The sequence below is a fragment of the Xenorhabdus aichiensis genome, from assembly GCF_028598775.1.
GTDB lineage: Bacteria > Pseudomonadota > Gammaproteobacteria > Enterobacterales > Enterobacteriaceae > Xenorhabdus > Xenorhabdus bovienii.
In genome coordinates, this window is record NZ_JAQRFO010000003.1 from 38237 (window position 1) to 57743 (window position 19507).

Here is a 19507-nt window from a genome sequence, read left to right on the forward strand (position 1 = left end):
GCTTATCGTGGTGCTTGCCAAAGTTGTAAATGTTCTGCGACAGGGCCAAGCGCCAGCGCAGGAATAAAGGTGAGTGCACCCATCAGCAAAACCACCAGAATCAGTAATCCAGTGAAGAGAGAGCCGTGAGTCGGCAGGGTTCCACTACTGATAGGCTGGCGTTTCTTGCTAATCATGGAGCCAGCGATGGCCAGAACTGGCAAAATCACACCAAAGCGTCCTAGAAACATGATTGCCCCCAACAGCAGGTTATAAAACACACTGTTGGCATTCAGACCAGCAAATGCACTACCGTTGTTATTGGCAGCGGATGAGAGAGCATAAAGCACTTCAGTGAAACCGTGGGCGCTGGGGTTCATGATCGCAGCGCGTCCTGCATCGATTGAAGTTGCCAGAGCGGTTCCTAATAGGACAAGGGAGGGTGTAACCAAAATTGCCAGCGCGACCATTTTCATGTCATGGACATCGATTTTCTTGCCCAAGTATTCTGGAGCGCGGCCAATCATCAAACCGGCGATAAACACAGCCAGCAGGACAAATAGCAACATGCCGTACAAGCCGGAACCTACGCCGCCAAAGATGACTTCACCAATTTGCATCAACCAGAGTGGTATCATGCCACCCAGCGCCGTGAAGGAATCGTGCATTGCATTTACAGCCCCACAGGAAGCCGCAGTTGTGACGACGCTATAAAGAGAGGAGGCAAGGATACCAAAGCGGGACTCTTTCCCTTCCATGTTCAGATTACTGCTGGCACCAGCCTGGATGAAGTGGGGATTACCCATGATTTCGGCATAGATCACAATCGTAACGGCGATGATAAAGACAATCGTCATCGCCCACAGCAAAGCATGTCCCTGTCGATTATCCCCGACCACGAGACCGAACGCGAAACACAGTGCACAGGGGATCAGGAAAATGGTAAGGATTTGCACAAAGTTACTGAGGGCATTCGGGTTTTCAAAGGGGTGGGCTGAGTTTGCCCCAAAGAACCCTCCGCCATTTGTACCCAGTAATTTTATTGCTTCCTGAGAAGCAACTGGCCCCATGGGAATCAGTTGTTGTTGCCCTTCAAGGGTGTGGGCAAGCGCATAGGGGGAGAAATTTTGGATAACGCCCTGACTGGCGAAGATAAGTGCAATGATGATCGACAGCGGAAGCAATAGATAAAGTGTAATGCGTGTAATATCTATCCAGGCATTGCCTAGTGTCTTAACGCCCTGACGGGAAAATGCCCGCATTAAGGCGAAAGCTACTGCAATCCCCGTTGCGGCTGACAGGAAATTCTGAACAGTCAAACCCGCCATTTGACTCAAGTAACTGAGGGTATTTTCACCGCTGTAGGCTTGCCAGTTGGTGTTGGTAATAAAACTGATTGCGGTGTTGAGTGCCAGATCCCATTTCATACCGGCAAAATGCTGTGGATTGAGCGGCAGATGTTCTTGGCTTATCAACAGAATAAAGAGTAGCAGCAACCCCATGATGTTGAATGTGATGATAGCGAGTGCATATTGCCACCAGTTCATCTCTTTGACGTGGCCGCCGGGCTTTTGCAAGCCACAGCAACGCCACAGGCTGGTTTCTGCACTTGTTAGCCAGCGGGGTAATTCTCCTTCGACCAGATTTGCGATCAGACTGCCGAGGGGTTTGCTCAATATAAAGAGAATGACCAAGAAACTGGTAATCAGCAAAAAAGCGGATACTACCATTTAAAAATCCTCCGCATTCAATAACGCGTAAATCAGATAGAACAGTAATGACACTGCCAGAAATACGCCGATAATTATGAATGTATTCATTGCTTATATCCTTATTCACTAGGTGGTTACAGCATAAGAAGAGCCATGCAAAGAAGTTGTTAAAAGAGATTATGAAAGCGTAAAAAAAGTATAAAAATATAAGAGGGATTAATTGATAAGGTATCCAAGGAAAGTTTATCAAACTCTATAAGTTGGTTTTTTGTTTTCAATGTGTTGGTTTTGTTTCTGTTTAGGTATTAATTTGTAATTAAATTACATCAATAGAAAAAAAGAGTGATATATGGCGCTAAAAAAGGGGTTGAATAAGTAGCAAGTTTTCATTTTGTCGGGTAAAATTTTGTACGTATTACAGATATAGCCCATGAGGAGGGTCTTAATGTCTACATATCGTGCATATTCTTGGCATCAGGTTCTCTTGCGGCGTATTGGCGCTGTAACATTGGGCGTCATTGCGCTTCCTGTTATGCTATTTCGTCGGGATCGTGCCCGTTTTTACAGCTATCTGCGTAAGGTATGGATAAAAACCAGCGATAAACCCGTATGGCTGGAGAGCTCGGAAATGGCCGCAGGTATTCGAAATCGCTAAGACGGCATCATTACGTAAGTAACATGACTGTATTGCTCTGGTTTGTCACTTTCCATTCTTAGTCTTTTCCCCTGATAGAGTATTTTGACACCTTGCCTGTTTATGCTGGCGAGGTGTTTTGCTTTTATCGCTATTTATTGCTATTGATACGATTCTTGATGTGGTGCATATAAGCAACAATCTTGGGAGCAATTAATGACAGGTAAGTATTTTATGGCGAAAGCGCTCAATGACGGGGGAAGTGTGATGAACAATGTTGAATTGGAACATGTGCTCAATACGGAACTGAATGTCCGTGAATTTCAGGATTATGCCCCCAATGGTTTACAGGTGGAAGGCCGTCCCCATGTTCAGCGGGTTATTACAGGTGTGACAGCATGTCAGGCTCTGTTGGATGAGGCGGTTCGTCTTGAAGCTGATGCGGTCATCGTTCATCATGGATATTTTTGGAAAAACGAATCACCTGTTATCCGTGGCATGAAGCGCCGTCGTCTACAAACACTGCTCAGCAATGATATCAACCTGTATGGTTATCATCTTCCTTTGGATGCTCATCCTACATTGGGTAACAATGTTCAGTTGGCGCGTCAGATGGGGGTAAAAATCATCGGGCAGATTGATTCCCTGCTTCCTCATGGCGCGTTTGACCAACCGATTACTCCCGCAGAGCTGACTGAACGGCTTGAAAAAAGATTAGAACGTAAGATACTGCATTGTGGCGATAATGCACCGGAAGAAATTCGTACACTGGCATGGTGTACGGGAGGTGGCCAGAGTTTTATTGAGCAGGCGGCTGAGTTTGGTGTCGATGCCTTTGTGACGGGGGAAGTATCAGAGAAGACTATCCATGTTGCCCGTGAGATGGGGCTGCATTTTTATGCGGCAGGGCATCACGCAACAGAGCGTTATGGTATCAAAGTACTCGGTGAATGGTTGGCGAACCATTATGGGTTGGATGTCACTTTTGTTGATATTCCTAATCCGGCTTGATTTGTGCGCAACTTATCAATTTGTCAGGCGGGGCTATCAGAACGGTAGCCCCGTTGTTTTTTCTCAATTTGTTTTCGTAGAACCTGCCTATCCCCATTTTTTTGTTAAAAGCACGGTTGATACACCACAGCAAATCAGTATGCTGCCCAATGCCTGACTCCAGCCAGCCAGCGCTAACCCGCCGCCCAGCAAGAGATAATAAAATAGCCCCAGTAAGGCGCCTGCTGTACCCAGCCGATCTGCATAGTTGTTCAGGGCCGATGCTAAAATATTGGGAATAGCAAGGCCGTAGGCGGTAACAATGCCCAGCATGGGAAAGATAAATAGCCAGCTATTTTCGAGCAGGTAAACGCCGATCCCGCTCAATAAAACAATCATTGCGGCAAGAGAGATTAATTTTTCCGATAGCCACTGTTTTTTTAACAGATGCTTGTTCAATAGTGAACCGAGCCCAACGCCGAAAGTGAATAGCAGGCCGGTATAACCGAACTGTTCCTGTGATAGTCCGAATTGCTGAAAGCGAAAGGGAGCTAACTGGTAATAGCTGAACAGGCAAATATTGAAAAATGCGATGAGAAACGCATTTCGCCAAATCGAAATATCTTTGAACATGGTGACGGCGGTGCTAAATAGGGCAATTTTTGGCACATTTATTGGCCGAGTTTCCGGTAAGCGAATAACAGACCAGCCCATCAGGATAGTAGCCAGAATGGCCAGCCCGGCAAATACCGCTTTATAACCCCCAAAATGATTTAATGTAGAGCCGCTGATCATGCCAATCGCAGGGCTGGCGGCCAAGGCGATCCCCATGATGGAAAAAACCCGCGATAGTTCTTCGCCGTGGTAAGTATCACGCATGATAGTTTGCGTACCGACAGAACCGACAGCTGCACCGAAGGCGGATAACATTCTGGCAGCCAGTAATAGCCAGAAGTGTTCGGTTAGCAGTGCCAGCAAGGAAGCTGCGCCGTAGAGCAATAATCCTGCAATGATAGTAGGACGCCTGCCAATGACATCACACATGCGCCCCCATACGACAACACCGATGGCAAAAGCAAAGAAATAGAGTGACAGGGTTTGGGAGGCTTGTGCTGCATTGACAGAAAATCCACTGGCAATATTGGTTAGGGCAGGGCTATAGATGGTTTCTACGATCTGTGGAAACATCATTAAGGTGATAGCGAGCCAAAGCGATGGTCTGGTGTGCATGATATTTTCTTCTGATGAGTTATTTATAGCCCGAAAGGTTAGCATTTTGCTGTATGTCTTCTTATGATAATAAAGGCAATTTATTTATGTAATCGGACATAAAGTTAAAGGATATTAATATGGCCTGGCTGCGACAAAGTGATCACTTTGATCCTGATGGTTTGAAATATAGTTTGAATGTGCCCGTGATAGGCATTGCAGCAGAGATGGGGCAGCACGATTCAGGCTTTCATCAGCATGATATGGGGCAATTGTTGTTTACTCAGCAGGGTTGCATCAAGATCACGCTGGCAAATCAGCTCTCTATCCTGCCTCCGACCCGAGTTGCATGGATACCGCCAAGGACATTGCATCGGGCGGAAATGCGTGGCTCCGTAGGGTATCGCTCCATTTATCTGGATATTTCAGGGATAGAATGGATTTCGGGGCAGAGTGAAATCTTGGAAACCACACCATTGCTACGGGTGATTTTAGAACGTATTGCAATATCTCCTTTTGATACCGATTGGCGTCAGGGAAAGGGAGCGCATTTATTAGCGGTTTTTTTTGATGAAATGAGTGAGGCGGGTAAAGAGCCGACTTTATTACCGCTACCTTCTGATCGGCGTCTGGCGCGTTTGCCGTTTGATCAACTGCCTCCGCCATTACAAATGCTTGCCACTCATATTGGCGCCAGTGAGAAAACTATCACCCGAATATTTCTGCGTGAAACGGGAATGAATTATCAACAGTGGCGGCAGCAATGGCGGCTGATAAAAGCAATTGAGTTACTTGCTCAGGATAAAACTCTGTCTTATGTCGCACAGGAGCTGGGATTTGCTAATGATAGTGCGTTTGTGACATTTTTTCGCAAAAATATGGGAAGACCACCGAGGGAGTATATGGCCGGTGCTTGCAAGCGATAACTGCACCCTAATCAGGTTCAATATTACGATTGAACCTGATATGCGAGGTGCAGTTAATGCATTTGTCAGATAATGTCTGACAACGAAATAAAGAATACTAAATTAATTCTCTAACTGACTTTTGAAATCACGTTGGGTATGGCCAGTATAAAGCTGGCGTGGACGAGCGATTCTCAAGCCTTCATCGTGCATTTCAGTCCAGTGCGCAATCCAGCCAATAGTACGGGCAATGGCGAAAATCACGGTAAACATGGAGGATGGGATACCCATTGCTTTCAGGATAATACCGGAGTAGAAATCGACATTCGGGTACAGTTTCTTCTCAATGAAGTACGGATCATTCAGGGCGATACGCTCCAACTCCATCGCGACTTCCAGCAGGCTGTCATTCAGGCCAAGTTCATTCAGCACTTCATGGCAGGTTTCACGCATTACTGTCGCGCGTGGATCATAGTTTTTATAAACGCGATGACCAAATCCCATCAAGCGGAAAGAATCGTTTTTATCTTTGGCACGAGCGATAAATTCAGGAATATGTTCGACAGTCTGGATCTCTTCCAGCATACGCAGACAGGCTTCGTTCGCGCCACCGTGCGCAGGCCCCCACAGGGATGCGATGCCCGCTGCAATACAGGCGAATGGGTTGGCACCAGAAGAACCTGCGGTACGTACCGTTGAGGTTGAAGCATTCTGTTCGTGATCCGCATGCAGAATGAAAATGCGATCCATGGCGCGTTCTAACACTGGATTGACTTTATATTCTTCACAAGGTGTTGAGAACATCATGTGCAGGAAGTTGGCTGCATAAGAAAGATCGTTACGTGGGTAAACGAAAGGCTGTCCGATTGAATATTTGTAACACATTGCCGCTACGGTTGGCATTTTGGACAGCAGACGGTAAGCAGTAATTTCACGGTGGTGAGGGTTATGGACATCCAGTGCATCATGGTAGAAGGCAGCCAGTGCACCTGTCACACCACAAAGTACGGCCATTGGGTGAGAATCACGGCGGAAACCGTGGAACAGACGGGTGATCTGTTCGTGGATCATCGTATGACGAATCACTGTTTTTTTGAATGTTTCATACTCTTCAGGCGTGGGTGGTTCGCCATACAGCAGGATATAACAGACTTCCAGATAGCTTGATCCCGTTGCGAGCTGATCGATCGGGAAACCACGGTGCAGCAAAATGCCTTCGTCGCCATCAATATAGGTGATTTTCGATTCACAGGAGGCCGTGGAAGTAAAGCCAGGATCGTAGGTATAGAAGCTCTTTGAGCCGAGGGTACGAACGTCAATCACTTCAGAACCTAGGGTCGGCGTTAGTACGTCTAGTTCGATAGCAGCTGCACCACTTATGGTCAACGTAGCTTTTTTATCAGCCATTTACATCTCCTTAGCGCTTATTTTTATAACCCCTAACAACCATGATAGGCGCAATTTATACTGTGCCGATGGCATTGTGCTACCGGAGAGAATTTAAAATCAGGCTGGTATCACATTTATAACGCTGAAATCTCATTACGGGCGACAACGATTTTTAGGTTGTTAAAAAGTTTCTGGGTGTTATGTTTAAAGTATTCTTAACATAAAATGTTGTCATTTTGTGTCTAATTAGTACTTTTGCATAACTTTTGTTTTTCGTGAAGTTTACTTTTCAGCCGGAAAACGACGGTAAACAATATATACCGTCATATATGTAAGATAAATGTTTAATCCTTGTCAAATAAGATAATGGTTTTTATGATAAATGTTTGAAGCGTGATCTTTCTCACTGTTCAAGCTAAATGTTAACAATCATATTGTGTGGGAATTGTAATAAGTATGTGAAGTACTTATACTGCCCTAAGGTCTCCGGATTACCCTGCTGCAGGAGCATCCAGCGTAGCCAAATCACAACTTTTGATGAACATGTAAGGATTGTTAATTTAATTATGTTGTGTCTTTGTATCCTCTTAGCGCTGTCTGATTCCCGCCCAGGACCGGAGGATGGAAAATAAAAAAAAGCTGTGTGGGCAAAATTGTGAAAAAACAAAGACCTGTCAACCTCGATCTGCGGACGATTAACCAACCCGTCTCCGCGATAACTTCGATCTTGCACCGTATCTCAGGCGTCATTACCTTTATCGCAGTCGGCATTCTGCTGTGGTTGCTGGGGATGTCACTGTCTTCGCAAGAGGGCTTCCTGCAAGCATCTGAAATCATGACTGGCTTCTTCGCTAAATTTATCCTGTGGGGGATATTGACGGCGTTGGCTTACCATATTTGTGGTGGCATCCGCCATGTATTGATGGATTTTGGTTTCTTGGAAGAAAACCTCGCTACCGGTAGTGCTTCTGCCAAAGTAGCAATAGTGATCGCGGTTATTCTGTCTATTCTGGCTGGGGTATTATTATGGTAAGCAACGCATCCGCATTGGGTCGCACGGGTATTCAGGACTGGCTGCTGCTGCGTGCATCTGCAATCGTTATTGTTTTATACGTGCTTTACCTTGTTGGTTTTGTGGCAACAATGTCTGATATCACCTATGAAGTCTGGCGTGGTTTCTTTTCTTCATCTCTCACTAAAGTGTTCACCGTGCTGGCACTGCTTTCCATTCTGGTTCACGCATGGATTGGTATGTGGCAGGTGCTGACGGATTATGTCAAGCCACTCGCGCTGCGTCTGGTGCTGCAACTGGTCATTATTGTTGCGCTGTTGGTTTATTTGATTTACGGAACAATTGTTGTGTGGGGTGCATAAATGAAACTGCCAGTAAGAGAGTTTGACGCTGTTGTTATTGGTGCGGGTGGCGCAGGTATGCGTGCTGCACTGCAAATCTCACAAATGGGTTTATCCTGTGCCTTGATCTCCAAGGTATTCCCAACCCGTTCACATACCGTTTCAGCACAGGGCGGAATTACGGTCGCTCTGGGCAATACCCATGAGGATAACTGGGAATGGCATATGTATGACACGGTGAAAGGCTCCGATTATATCGGTGACCAGGATGCCATTGAGTACATGTGTAAAACTGGTCCTGAAGCTATTCTGGAATTGGAGCACATGGGGCTGCCATTCTCCCGTCTGGATAATGGCCGTATTTATCAACGTCCATTTGGTGGGCAATCCAGGAATTTTGGTGGCGAGCAGGCTGCCCGCACTGCCGCTGCTGCTGACCGTACGGGTCACGCTTTGTTACATACTCTGTATCAGCAAAACCTGAAAAATAACACGACGATTTTCTCTGAATGGTATTCACTGGATCTCGTCAAAAATCAGGATGGTGCTATCGTTGGTTGTACTGCCATCTGTATTGAAACGGGCGAAATCGTCTATTTCAAGTCCAAGGCAACCATTCTGGCAACTGGTGGCGCTGGTCGCATTTACCAATCCACAACCAATGCTCATATCAATACCGGTGATGGTGTTGGTATGGCGCTGCGTGCCGGCGTTCCTGTACAAGACATGGAAATGTGGCAATTCCACCCAACGGGCATTGCGGGTGCCGGCGTTCTGGTAACAGAAGGCTGCCGTGGTGAAGGTGGTTATCTGCTGAATAAAGATGGTGAGCGCTTCATGGAGCGTTACGCGCCCAATGCTAAAGATCTGGCAGGTCGTGATGTGGTTGCACGTTCCATCATGATCGAAATCCGTGAAGGCCGTGGCTGTGAAGGTCCTTGGGGACCTCATGCGAAACTGAAACTGGATCATCTGGGTAAAGACGTATTGGAATCCCGTCTGCCGGGCATCCTTGAATTGTCCCGTACCTTTGCTCATGTTGATCCTGTGAAAGAGCCGATTCCGGTTATTCCAACCTGTCACTATATGATGGGAGGGATTCCAACCAAGATCACGGGTCAGGCGCTGACTGTCAACGAAAAAGGCGAAGATGTCATCATCCCAGGCTTGTTCGCTGTGGGTGAAATTGCCTGTGTATCTGTCCACGGAGCAAACCGTCTGGGGGGTAACTCATTGCTCGATCTGGTGGTATTCGGCCGCTCTGCTGGCTTGCACCTGAAAGAGTGCCTGATGGAGCAGGGAACCAGCCGTGACGCCAGTGAGTCTGATGTTGACGCAGCACTGCAACGCCTGAACCGCTGGGATAATACCCGCTCCGGTGAAGATCCGGTTGAAATCCGTAAGGCACTGCAAGCCTGCATGCAGAACAACTTCTCGGTATTCCGTGAAGGTGATGCAATGGCAAAAGGGCTGGAAGAGCTGAAAGTGATTCGTGAACGTCTGCAAAATGCCCGTCTGGATGATACTTCATCAGAATTCAATACCCAGCGCATCGAATGTCTGGAACTGGATAACCTGATGGAAACCGCATATTCGACCGCAGTGTCTGCGAATTATCGTACAGAAAGCCGTGGTGCTCATAGTCGTTTTGACTACCCAGAGCGTGACGATGCGAACTGGCTGTGCCATAGCTTGTATTTACCGCAAACTGAGAGCATGACTCGCCGTGAAGTAAACATGCAGCCTACGCTGCGTGAAGCTTTCCCGCCGAAAGTGCGTTCTTACTAATTGAGTTGCTGATGTTCCAGTTGCGGAGAAAGAGATTATGAAACTTGAATTTTCGATTTATCGTTATAATCCGGATGTAGACAACGCACCCCGTATGCAGGATTACACGCTGGAAGCAGAAGAAGGGCGTGACATGATGCTGCTGGATGCGCTTATCCAGTTAAAAGAGCAAGACCCGACCTTATCATTCCGCCGTTCCTGTCGTGAAGGTGTTTGTGGCTCTGACGGTGTGAACATGAATGGTAAAAATGGGCTGGCTTGTGTTACTCCGGTTTCGGTACTGCGCCGGGGTAATAAGAAAATTGTCATTCGGCCGTTGCCTGGTTTGCCTGTTGTTCGTGATCTGGTTGTTGATATGAGCCAGTTCTACACGCAATATGAGAAAATCCGTCCTTATTTGATTAACGATGGTAAAAACCCACCTGCGCGCGAACATCTACAATCACCGGAACAGCGTGAAAAACTGGATGGCCTCTATGAATGTATCCTGTGTGCCTGCTGTTCGACGTCTTGTCCGTCGTTCTGGTGGAACCCAGATAAGTTTATCGGGCCGGCAGGTCTTTTGGCTGCGTACCGTTTTCTGATTGACAGTCGTGATACTGAAACGGCTTCACGGTTGGATGGCCTGAATGATGCGTTCAGCGTTTTCCGCTGTCATAGCATCATGAACTGTGTCAGCGTCTGTCCTAAAGGGCTGAACCCGACAAAAGCGATTGGTCATATTAAGTCGATGCTGCTGAAACATAGCGCATAAGTAAAATATAGTGCATAAATAACGCATAAATCGCGTGTAAATAATGCATATAATGTTGCCCTCCACAATTTTGAAAGAAATATCAAGCTGATGGAGGGCATTAAGAATGAAAAATGATAAATTGCCTACTGCGAATGACGGCGCATGTTTTGAAATAAAGGAACCTTTAAAAACTGATATCCAGTTTTTAAAGGTTCCTTGAAGGGTAGGAAAACCCCAATAAAGAACATGCATTAAGCACGTCCAAATGAACCTTTTATCAACACCGCTCATTAAGCGGTATTTGTTAACCACGGCGAAAACTAAAGCTTTTAAAGCTTAAGGGATCACAATGCAGAACGGCGCAATGAAGGACTGGCTGGACTCGAGCTTTCTGGCTGGTGCAAACCAGTCTTACATAGAGCAAATCTATGAAGACTATATAACCGATCCTAACTCCGTTGATGCAAGTTGGAGAGAAATATTCCAACAATTACCGGATACAGGACTTAGCGGGGAACAACTTCACTCACAGACGCGCGATTACTTCCGTCGTCTGGCAAAAGATGCCACGCGTTATCACACTTCAGTCAGCGATCCAGCAATGGATGCAAAACAAGTTAAAGTTTTGCAGCTCATTAACGCATTCCGCTTCCGCGGCCATCAAAGTGCGAATCTTGACCCATTGGGATTATGGAAACAGGAACCTGTACCCGATCTCGATCCTGCTTTCCATAATTTAACAAAAGCGGATTTTGAAGAAACGTTCAATGTTGGCTCGTTTGCCATTGGCAAAGAGACAATGAAACTGGCTGATCTATATGACGCTCTGAAACGCATTTACTGTGGTTCAATTGGTGCAGAATATATGCATATCACCAATACGGAAGAAAAACGCTGGATTCAGCAGCGTCTGGAATCCGTGGCGGTAGGTTCACAGTTCAGTGCGGATGAAAAACATCGTTTCTTGGCGGAACTGACAGCAGCGGAAGGGTTAGAACGCTATTTGGGTGCTAAATTCCCGGGGGCGAAACGTTTTTCCCTTGAAGGTGGTGATGCGCTTATCCCAATGCTGAAAGAACTGATCCGCCATGCGGGTAAACAGGGTACCCGTGAAGTTGTGCTGGGAATGGCTCACCGTGGTCGTCTCAACGTTCTGGTTAATCTCTTTGGTAAAAAGCCGGCCGATCTGTTTGACGAGTTTGCGGGTAAACACAAAGAGCATCTCGGTACAGGTGACGTAAAATACCATCAGGGCTTTTCCTCTGATTTCGAAACTGAAGGGGGATTGGTACATTTGGCGTTAGCCTTCAATCCATCTCACCTTGAAATTGTTAGCCCTGTCGTTATTGGTTCAGTACGTGCTCGCCGTGACCGTCTTGATGAAGGCCGAAGCAACATGGTTCTGCCAGTAACCATTCATGGTGACGCTGCTGTAACAGGGCAGGGGATTGTTCAAGAAACACTGAACATGTCTCAGGCTCGCGGCTATGAAGTTGGCGGTACTGTTCGTATCGTGGTTAACAACCAGATTGGTTTCACTACCTCTAATCCGAAAGATGCCCGTTCAACGCAATATTGTACTGATATTGTGAAAATGGTGCAGGCGCCGATTTTCCACGTTAACGCGGATGATCCGGAAGCTGTTGCCTTCGTTACTCGTCTGGCGCTTGATTTCCGTAATACCTTCAAACATGACGTGATGATTGATCTGGTTTGCTACCGTCGCCACGGTCATAACGAAGCTGATGAGCCAAGTGCAACTCAGCCACTGATGTATCAGAAAATCAAAAAACAGCCAACACCACGTAAAATCTATGCAGATAAACTCATAGCAGAAGGCCTGCTGGCAGCTAACGATGTTACTGAGATGGCCAATCTGTATCGTGATGCGCTGGACCATGGTGAGTGCGTTGTGGATGAATGGCGTCCTATGGGAATGCATTCATTTACGTGGGAGCCTTATCTGAACCACGAATGGGATGAGGATTATCCACATAAAGTGGAGATGAAACGTCTGCAAGATCTCGGCAAACGTATCAGCACTATTCCTGCTGAAGTTGAAATGCACTCACGTGTTGCGAAAATTTACGGCGACCGTGCAGAAATGGCCAACGGCAATAAGCTGTTTGACTGGGGTGGTGCGGAAACACTGGCTTACGCTACTCTGGTTGATGAAGGCATCCCTGTGCGCCTATCAGGTGAAGATGCGGGTCGTGGTACATTCTTCCACCGTCATGCCGTTATCCATAATCAGCCGAATGCTGCTGTTTATGTCCCTCTGGCAAATGTTCACAATGGTCAGGGTGTATTCAACGTATGGGATTCTGTTCTGTCAGAAGAAGCAGTACTGGCGTTTGAATACGGTTATGCAACGACAGAACCTCGCGCTTTGACGATTTGGGAAGCTCAGTTCGGTGATTTCGCCAACGTGGCGCAGGTTGTGATTGACCAGTTTATCAGCTCCGGTGAACAGAAATGGGGCCGTATGTGTGGCCTGGTCATGCTGTTGCCGCACGGTTATGAAGGTCAAGGTCCAGAACACTCATCAGCACGTCTGGAGCGCTATCTGCAATTGTGTGCAGAGCAGAATATGCAGGTTTGTGTACCATCAACTCCGGCTCAGGTTTATCACATGCTGCGCCGTCAGGCTCTGCGTGGTATGCGTCGTCCGTTGATTGTCATGACACCTAAATCACTGCTGCGTCATCCATTGGCTGTCTCCAGTCTGGATGAACTGGCTAACGGTAAATTCGAGCCTGTGATTGGTGAAATTGACGCCTTGGATCCAAAAGGTGTTAAACGCGTTGTACTTTGCTCCGGTAAAGTTTATTACGATCTGTTGGAACAGCGTCGTAAGAACGAGCAGGCTGATGTTGCCATTGTGCGTATTGAACAGCTGTATCCATTCCCACGTCAGAACTTGCAGACTCTGCTTGAGCATTATGCTCATGTTCATGACTTCGTTTGGTGTCAGGAAGAACCTCTGAACCAAGGGGCTTGGTATTGCAGTCAACATAATTTCCGTGAAGTGATCCCATTTGGGGCTTCTTTACGTTATGCAGGTCGTCCAGCATCTGCTTCCCCGGCAGTGGGTTATACGTCTGTTCACCAGCAGCAGCAGCAAGCGCTGGTTAATGATGCCCTGAACGTTGAATAAATAAGGATAGAAAATGAGTAGCGTAGAAATTCTGGTTCCAGACCTTCCTGAATCTGTTGCAGATGCCACTGTTGCGACATGGCATAAAAAAGCAGGTGACACTGTACAACGTGATGACGTGTTGGTTGAAATTGAAACTGACAAAGTCGTTCTGGAAGTACCTGCGAGTGAAGCCGGTGTTCTGGAAGCTATTTTGGAAGAAGAGGGTGCCACGGTACTGTCCAAGCAACTGCTCGGTCGTATCCGTTTGAGTGATAGCACGGGTATTCCTGCTGAAGTAAAAGAAAAAACAGAGTCAACACCAGCGCAGCGCCAGACTGCTTCTTTGGAAGAAGAAAGCAACGACGCATTAAGTCCTACGGTTCGTCGTCTGATTGCAGAGCATGATTTAGATCCTGCTGCAATTAAAGGCAGTGGCGTTGGTGGCCGTATCGTTCGCGAAGATGTGGAAAAATATATCACTGCGCATAAAAAAGAGAGTGGCAAAGTGGCTGAAGCTGCACCAGCACAGTCTTCTCAGCTGCCACATCGTAGTGAGAAACGCGTTCCAATGACTCGCCTGCGTAAACGTGTTGCAGAACGCCTGCTTGAAGCGAAAAACAACACTGCAATGCTGACGACGTTCAACGAAGTCAACATGAAGCCAATTCAAGAATTGCGCAAGCAGTACGGTGACGCGTTTGAAAAACGTCATGGCATGCGTCTGGGCTTCATGTCCTTTTATGTGAAGGCAGTCGTTGAAGCACTGAAACGCTATCCAGAAGTTAACGCTTCTATTGATGGCACTGACGTGGTTTACCACAACTATTTTGATATCAGCATTGCGGTATCTACACCTCGTGGTCTGGTTACACCAGTACTGCGTGATGCAGATGCACTGGGCATGGCTGATATTGAGAAGAGCATCAAAGAGCTGGCTATTAAAGGCCGTGACGGTAAGTTGACCGTTGAAGAACTCACTGGTGGTAACTTCACAATTACCAACGGCGGTGTTTTCGGCTCTCTGATGTCTACACCGATCATTAACCCACCACAAAGTGCGATCCTCGGCATGCATGCCATCAAAGATCGCCCAATGGCAGTGAATGGTCAGGTTGAGATTCTTCCGATGATGTATCTGGCCCTGTCTTATGACCACCGTCTGGTTGATGGACGTGAGTCTGTAGGCTTCCTGGTAACCATCAAAGAAATGCTGGAAGATCCGACACGTTTGTTGCTGGATGTATAGCATCACCATCGGGGCGGAGGGTGTTAAATTCCGCCCAGTCTGAAGTAAAGCAATGTTGATGTAAAAAATGTATATGCAGGCCAGCCCCCGGGCTGGTCATATCCAGAGCAACAAAATAGAAGGTAATTTACCTTTCTTAGACTAAATTATGGATAGAACATCATGAATTTACACGAGTATCAGGCAAAACAACTTTTTGCACGGTATGGTTTACCAGCTCCTGCTGGTTATGCCTGCACCACACCGCGCGAAGCAGAAGAAGCAGCATCCAAGATTGGTTCAGGTCCTTGGGTCGTTAAATGTCAAGTTCATGCAGGTGGTCGCGGTAAGGCTGGTGGCGTGAAAGTCGTCAACAGCAAGGAAGATATCCGTGCTTTTGCTGAACAATGGCTGGGTAAACGACTGGTAACTTACCAGACTGATGCACAGGGTCAGCCTGTTCATCAGATCTTGGTAGAAGGGGCAACCGATATTGCCAAGGAGCTCTATCTCGGTGCTGTTGTTGACCGTGGTACACGTCGTGTAGTGTTTATGGCCTCTACCGAAGGTGGTGTCGAAATAGAAAAAGTGGCGGAAGAAACGCCCGAACTGATTCATAAAGCAATCATCGACCCACTGGCTGGCCCTATGCCGTATCAAGGCCGTGAACTAGCGTTCAAACTGGGTTTAACCAGTAAACAAGTTGGTCAGTTCACTAAGATTTTCATGGGATTGGCAAATCTGTTCCTTGAGCGTGATCTGGCTATGGTCGAAATTAACCCTCTGGTTATCACAACCCAAGGTGATCTTATCTGTCTGGATGGGAAACTGGGTGCAGATGGTAACGCGATGTTCCGTCAGGCTGAATTGCGTGAAATGCATGATCCTTCACAGGAAGATCCGCGTGAAGCCCAAGCTGCACAATGGGAACTGAACTATGTTGCGCTTGATGGCAACATTGGCTGCATGGTGAATGGTGCTGGTCTGGCAATGGGAACCATGGACATTGTCAAACTGCACGGTGGCGCCCCGGCAAACTTCCTTGATGTGGGTGGTGGTGCGACAAAAGAGCGTGTTACCGAAGCATTCAAAATCATCCTGTCAGATGAAAATGTTAAAGCTGTTTTTGTGAATATTTTTGGTGGCATTGTCCGCTGTGATTTGATTGCTGACGGGATTATTGGTGCAGTGGAAGAAGTTGGTGTTCACGTACCGGTAGTGGTTCGTCTGGAAGGAAACAATGCTGAATTGGGCGCGAAGAAACTGGCAGACAGTGGTTTGAACATCATTGCAGCAAGCAGTTTGACAGACGCGGCTAAACAGGCAGTCGCAGCAGCGGGGAATAAATAATGTCTATTTTAATCGATAAAAACACCAAAGTGATCTGTCAGGGGTTTACTGGCAGTCAGGGTACTTTCCATTCAGAACAGGCGATTGCTTACGGTACTCAAATGGTTGGTGGTGTGACACCAGGCAAAGGTGGCACTGAGCATCTGGGGCTACCTGTATTCAATACTGTACGTGAAGCAGTGGAAGCGACTGGTGCGACAGCCTCTGTTATTTATGTTCCCGCTCCATTCTGTAAAGATTCCATTCTGGAAGCGATTGATGCAGGCATTAAACTGATCATTACCATCACAGAAGGTATCCCAACTCTGGATATGCTGACAGTGAAGGTAAAACTGGATCAAGCAGGTGTTCGCATGATCGGTCCTAACTGTCCGGGCGTTATTACGCCGGATGCGTGTAAGATCGGCATCATGCCCGGCCATATCCACAAGGCGGGTAAAGTGGGTATTGTATCCCGCTCTGGTACATTGACTTATGAAGCCGTTAAACAGACAACGGATGCAGGATTAGGCCAATCTACCTGTGTTGGTATCGGCGGTGATCCAATTCCAGGCTCAAACTTTATTGATATTCTGAAACTGTTCCAAGAAGACCCGCAGACTGAAGCTATCGTCATGATCGGGGAAATTGGTGGTACAGCAGAAGAAGAAGCGGCCGCTTACATTAAAGAGCATGTCACTAAGCCTGTCGTTGCTTACATTGCTGGTGTGACTGCGCCTAAAGGTAAACGTATGGGTCATGCTGGTGCGATTATTGCCGGTGGTAAAGGGACCGCAGATGAAAAATTTGCTGCACTGGAAGCGGCTGGAGTGAAGACTGTTCGCAGTCTTGCTGACATCGGTGATGCAGTAAAAGGTTTATTAGCAGGCAACTAGTCGAAAAATAAGCTATTTTTATTGAAAAAGGTCACCTTTGGGTGACCTTTTTATTTATATTTATAATATATACAGTAAGTTAGTTATTTTATACAAGTAGGTATTTTTAAATTTAACTTAACTAGAACTCGAATATGTTATTTATTTGATTAATTTAATTGGAAATATTGAAAAAATATATTTTTCAAAGAATGAAAATAAAAAGTTAATTTTCGAATGTTTTTTACAGCAAAAAATAAATCAATAGTCATTGAAAACAACAAATCATTAACACTAAATCAACCAGAATGAAATAATAGCTGTAATGATTAACAAAAAAAGTAAAAAACTGACTAAAATCAACTTATTACTATGAAATGTATTCGCTAAATTTGCTTAAATTGATCTAAAATAATTAGATATTAGTCTATGAATGTACGGCATTATTGACCTATATTCAGAATTCCAAGCTGAGTCACGTAAAACCTATTTATTGTATGTGAATATAGGCGTAATATTATTGTGGTATCTACTGAATATCTGATTTACTTAATAATTCATTGTTGCGTTTTAGGCATTTATTGCTGGTAGTTACGAGGCTTCCGTTTGACGGAGTCGGGTTGCCGCAAGTCGGTGTCTTCCTGCTAGGAGCAAGGAGTCAAGATGTTTGATATTGTCGAACTGTCACGATTACAGTTTGCCTTAACTGCTATGTATCATTTCCTGTTCGTGCCATTGACGCTCGGTATGGCGTTTTTGCTTGCGATCATGGAAACGGTATATGTCCTTTCTGGCAAACAGATCTACAAAGATATGACAAAATTCTGGGGGAAGTTATTTGGTATTAACTTTGCTCTGGGTGTTGCAACGGGTTTGACCATGGAGTTCCAGTTCGGAACCAACTGGTCATACTTCTCACATTACGTTGGTGATATTTTCGGTGCACCGCTGGCTATTGAAGGCCTGATGGCATTCTTCCTCGAATCCACATTCGTTGGTCTGTTTTTCTTCGGATGGGATCGTCTGAGTAAGAAACAACATCTGGCTGTTACTTGGCTGGTTGGACTAGGCTCTAACTTCTCCGCATTGTGGATTCTGGTTGCGAACGGTTGGATGCAAAACCCGATTGCGTCTGATTTCAATTTCGAAACCATGCGTATGGAAATGGTGAGTTTCAGCGAGTTGGTGCTTAACCCTGTGGCTCAGGTGAAATTTGTACACACTGTGGCTGCGGGCTATGTGACAGGTGCGGTTTTCGTCTTGGGCATCAGCTCTTACTATCTGCTTAAAGGACGCGATATTCCGTTCGCTAAACGATCTTTTGCGATTGCATCAAGTTTCGGTATTGCTGCGATACTGTCCGTCATTGTTCTGGGTGATGAATCTGGATACGAAATGGGGGACGTACAGAAAACCAAACTGGCTGCCATTGAAGCTGAATGGGAAACTCAACCCCCTCCAGCTTCATTCACTCTTATTGGTATTCCAGATCAGGATAAAATGGAAAATAAATACTCCATTCAAATTCCTTATATTCTTGGTCTGATTGCCACTCGTTCCACTGATACGCCAGTTGTCGGCCTGCGTGACTTGATGGGCCAGCATGAGCAGCGTATCCGTAACGGCATTAAAGCGTACGAATTACTGGAAGAGTTGCGTTCTGGCAATATTGATCCAACGGTTCGTAATGCATTTAATGAAAGTAAGAAAGATCTTGGTTATGGCATGCTCGTGAAGCGTTATACCCAAGATGTAGCAAATGCGACAGAAGAACAGATTAAATCCGCTGCGAAAGATTCTATCCCACGTGTAGCGCCACTCTACTTTGCATTCCGTATTATGGTCGCTTCAGGTTTTCTCATGTTGCTGGTTATCGGTCTGGCATTTCTGAGTGTTATCCGTAATCGCATTGGTCAGCAGAAATGGTTGCTGCGTGCAGCGCTGTTCAGCATCCCATTACCGTGGATTGCTATTGAAGCAGGGTGGTTTGTTGCGGAATATGGTCGTCAGCCGTGGGCGATTGGTGAAATTCTGCCAACCGCAGTTGCTGCTTCGACACGCAGTGTTGGTGATCTGATTTTCTCAATGGTACTGATTTGTGGTCTGTACACTTTGTTCTTGATCGCAGAAATGTTCTTGATGTTCAAATTTGCTCGTCTGGGTCCAAGTAGCCTCAAAACCGGACGTTACCATTTTGAACAGAAAACCGCTTCTTCAGCCAACAATATTGAGTAAGCAGGAGTC

Annotated in this window: 16 protein-coding genes; 12 read left to right on the top strand and 4 right to left on the bottom strand. The window is 46.3% G+C overall.

Annotated elements, in window-relative coordinates:
• Positions 1-2: 2 nt before the first annotated feature.
• Positions 3-1709 carry a potassium-transporting ATPase subunit KdpA gene (gene kdpA, locus PSI22_RS02310; protein ID WP_273578345.1) on the bottom strand — a complete coding sequence of 569 codons (1707 nt, stop codon included), beginning with the start codon at positions 1707-1709 and terminating at the stop codon, positions 3-5.
• Positions 1710-1799: a K(+)-transporting ATPase subunit F gene (gene kdpF, locus PSI22_RS02315; RefSeq protein WP_038191844.1), complete on the bottom strand. Its 90-nt coding sequence runs from the start codon at positions 1797-1799 to the stop codon at positions 1710-1712.
• 337 nt (positions 1800-2136) lie between these two features.
• Between kdpF and PSI22_RS02320 the strand changes: the two genes are divergently transcribed.
• Both PSI22_RS02320 and PSI22_RS02325 read left to right on the top strand, forming a co-directional pair.
• Entirely contained in the window at positions 2137-2346 is a 210-nt protein-coding gene (locus tag PSI22_RS02320; protein ID WP_273578348.1) for a YbfA family protein, read from the top strand.
• 246 nt (positions 2347-2592) lie between these two features.
• The gene (locus PSI22_RS02325) at positions 2593-3336 is read left to right on the top strand and encodes a type 2 GTP cyclohydrolase I (RefSeq protein ID WP_273578538.1); all 744 of its coding nucleotides are present in this window, start codon (positions 2593-2595) and stop codon (positions 3334-3336) included.
• Between the two features lie 87 nt (positions 3337-3423).
• Here PSI22_RS02325 and PSI22_RS02330 read toward each other — a convergent pair whose 3' ends face one another.
• On the bottom strand, positions 3424-4545 hold the full coding sequence (locus PSI22_RS02330) for a multidrug effflux MFS transporter (protein WP_273578350.1): 1122 nt from the start codon (positions 4543-4545) through the stop codon (positions 3424-3426).
• A gap of 119 nt (positions 4546-4664) precedes the next feature.
• Here PSI22_RS02330 and PSI22_RS02335 point away from each other — a divergent pair, with 119 nt between their 5' ends.
• Positions 4665-5450, top strand: a complete 786-nt coding sequence (locus PSI22_RS02335; RefSeq protein ID WP_273578352.1) for an AraC family transcriptional regulator — start codon at positions 4665-4667, stop codon at positions 5448-5450.
• A gap of 102 nt (positions 5451-5552) precedes the next feature.
• Here the strand turns inward: PSI22_RS02335 and PSI22_RS02340 are convergent, their stop codons facing one another.
• Positions 5553-6836, bottom strand: a complete 1284-nt coding sequence (locus PSI22_RS02340) for a citrate synthase (RefSeq protein ID WP_273578354.1) — start codon at positions 6834-6836, stop codon at positions 5553-5555.
• A gap of 625 nt (positions 6837-7461) precedes the next feature.
• Here PSI22_RS02340 and sdhC point away from each other — a divergent pair.
• From sdhC to cydA, 9 genes are all read left to right on the top strand, one after another.
• Positions 7462-7851: a succinate dehydrogenase cytochrome b556 subunit gene (gene sdhC, locus PSI22_RS02345; RefSeq protein ID WP_012987618.1), complete on the top strand. Its 390-nt coding sequence runs from the start codon at positions 7462-7464 to the stop codon at positions 7849-7851.
• The gene (sdhD, locus tag PSI22_RS02350; protein ID WP_273578358.1) at positions 7845-8192 is read left to right on the top strand and encodes a succinate dehydrogenase membrane anchor subunit; all 348 of its coding nucleotides are present in this window, start codon (positions 7845-7847) and stop codon (positions 8190-8192) included. The genes sdhC and sdhD overlap by 7 nt, the downstream gene beginning before the upstream one ends.
• The gene (sdhA, locus tag PSI22_RS02355) at positions 8193-9959 is read left to right on the top strand and encodes a succinate dehydrogenase flavoprotein subunit (protein WP_273578360.1); all 1767 of its coding nucleotides are present in this window, start codon (positions 8193-8195) and stop codon (positions 9957-9959) included.
• 37 nt (positions 9960-9996) lie between these two features.
• The gene (locus PSI22_RS02360) at positions 9997-10713 is read left to right on the top strand and encodes a succinate dehydrogenase iron-sulfur subunit (RefSeq protein ID WP_012987615.1); all 717 of its coding nucleotides are present in this window, start codon (positions 9997-9999) and stop codon (positions 10711-10713) included.
• A 331-nt stretch (positions 10714-11044) separates the two neighbouring features.
• The gene (gene sucA / locus PSI22_RS02365; protein ID WP_273578364.1) at positions 11045-13852 is read left to right on the top strand and encodes a 2-oxoglutarate dehydrogenase E1 component; all 2808 of its coding nucleotides are present in this window, start codon (positions 11045-11047) and stop codon (positions 13850-13852) included.
• 13 nt (positions 13853-13865) lie between these two features.
• On the top strand, positions 13866-15080 hold the full coding sequence (odhB, locus tag PSI22_RS02370) for a 2-oxoglutarate dehydrogenase complex dihydrolipoyllysine-residue succinyltransferase (RefSeq protein ID WP_273578366.1): 1215 nt from the start codon (positions 13866-13868) through the stop codon (positions 15078-15080).
• Positions 15081-15242: 162 nt separating this feature from the next.
• Positions 15243-16409 (top strand): ADP-forming succinate--CoA ligase subunit beta, encoded by a 1167-nt coding sequence (gene sucC / locus PSI22_RS02375; protein ID WP_038189181.1) that lies wholly within the window; start codon positions 15243-15245, stop codon positions 16407-16409.
• Positions 16409-17284 (top strand): succinate--CoA ligase subunit alpha, encoded by an 876-nt coding sequence (gene sucD / locus PSI22_RS02380; RefSeq protein WP_038189179.1) that lies wholly within the window; start codon positions 16409-16411, stop codon positions 17282-17284. Before sucC ends, sucD begins: the two co-directional genes overlap by 1 nt.
• A 642-nt stretch (positions 17285-17926) precedes the next feature.
• A complete protein-coding gene (cydA, locus tag PSI22_RS02385; protein ID WP_038206409.1) occupies positions 17927-19498 on the top strand; it encodes a cytochrome ubiquinol oxidase subunit I in 1572 nt (523 codons plus the stop codon).
• Positions 19499-19507 lie beyond the last annotated feature (9 nt).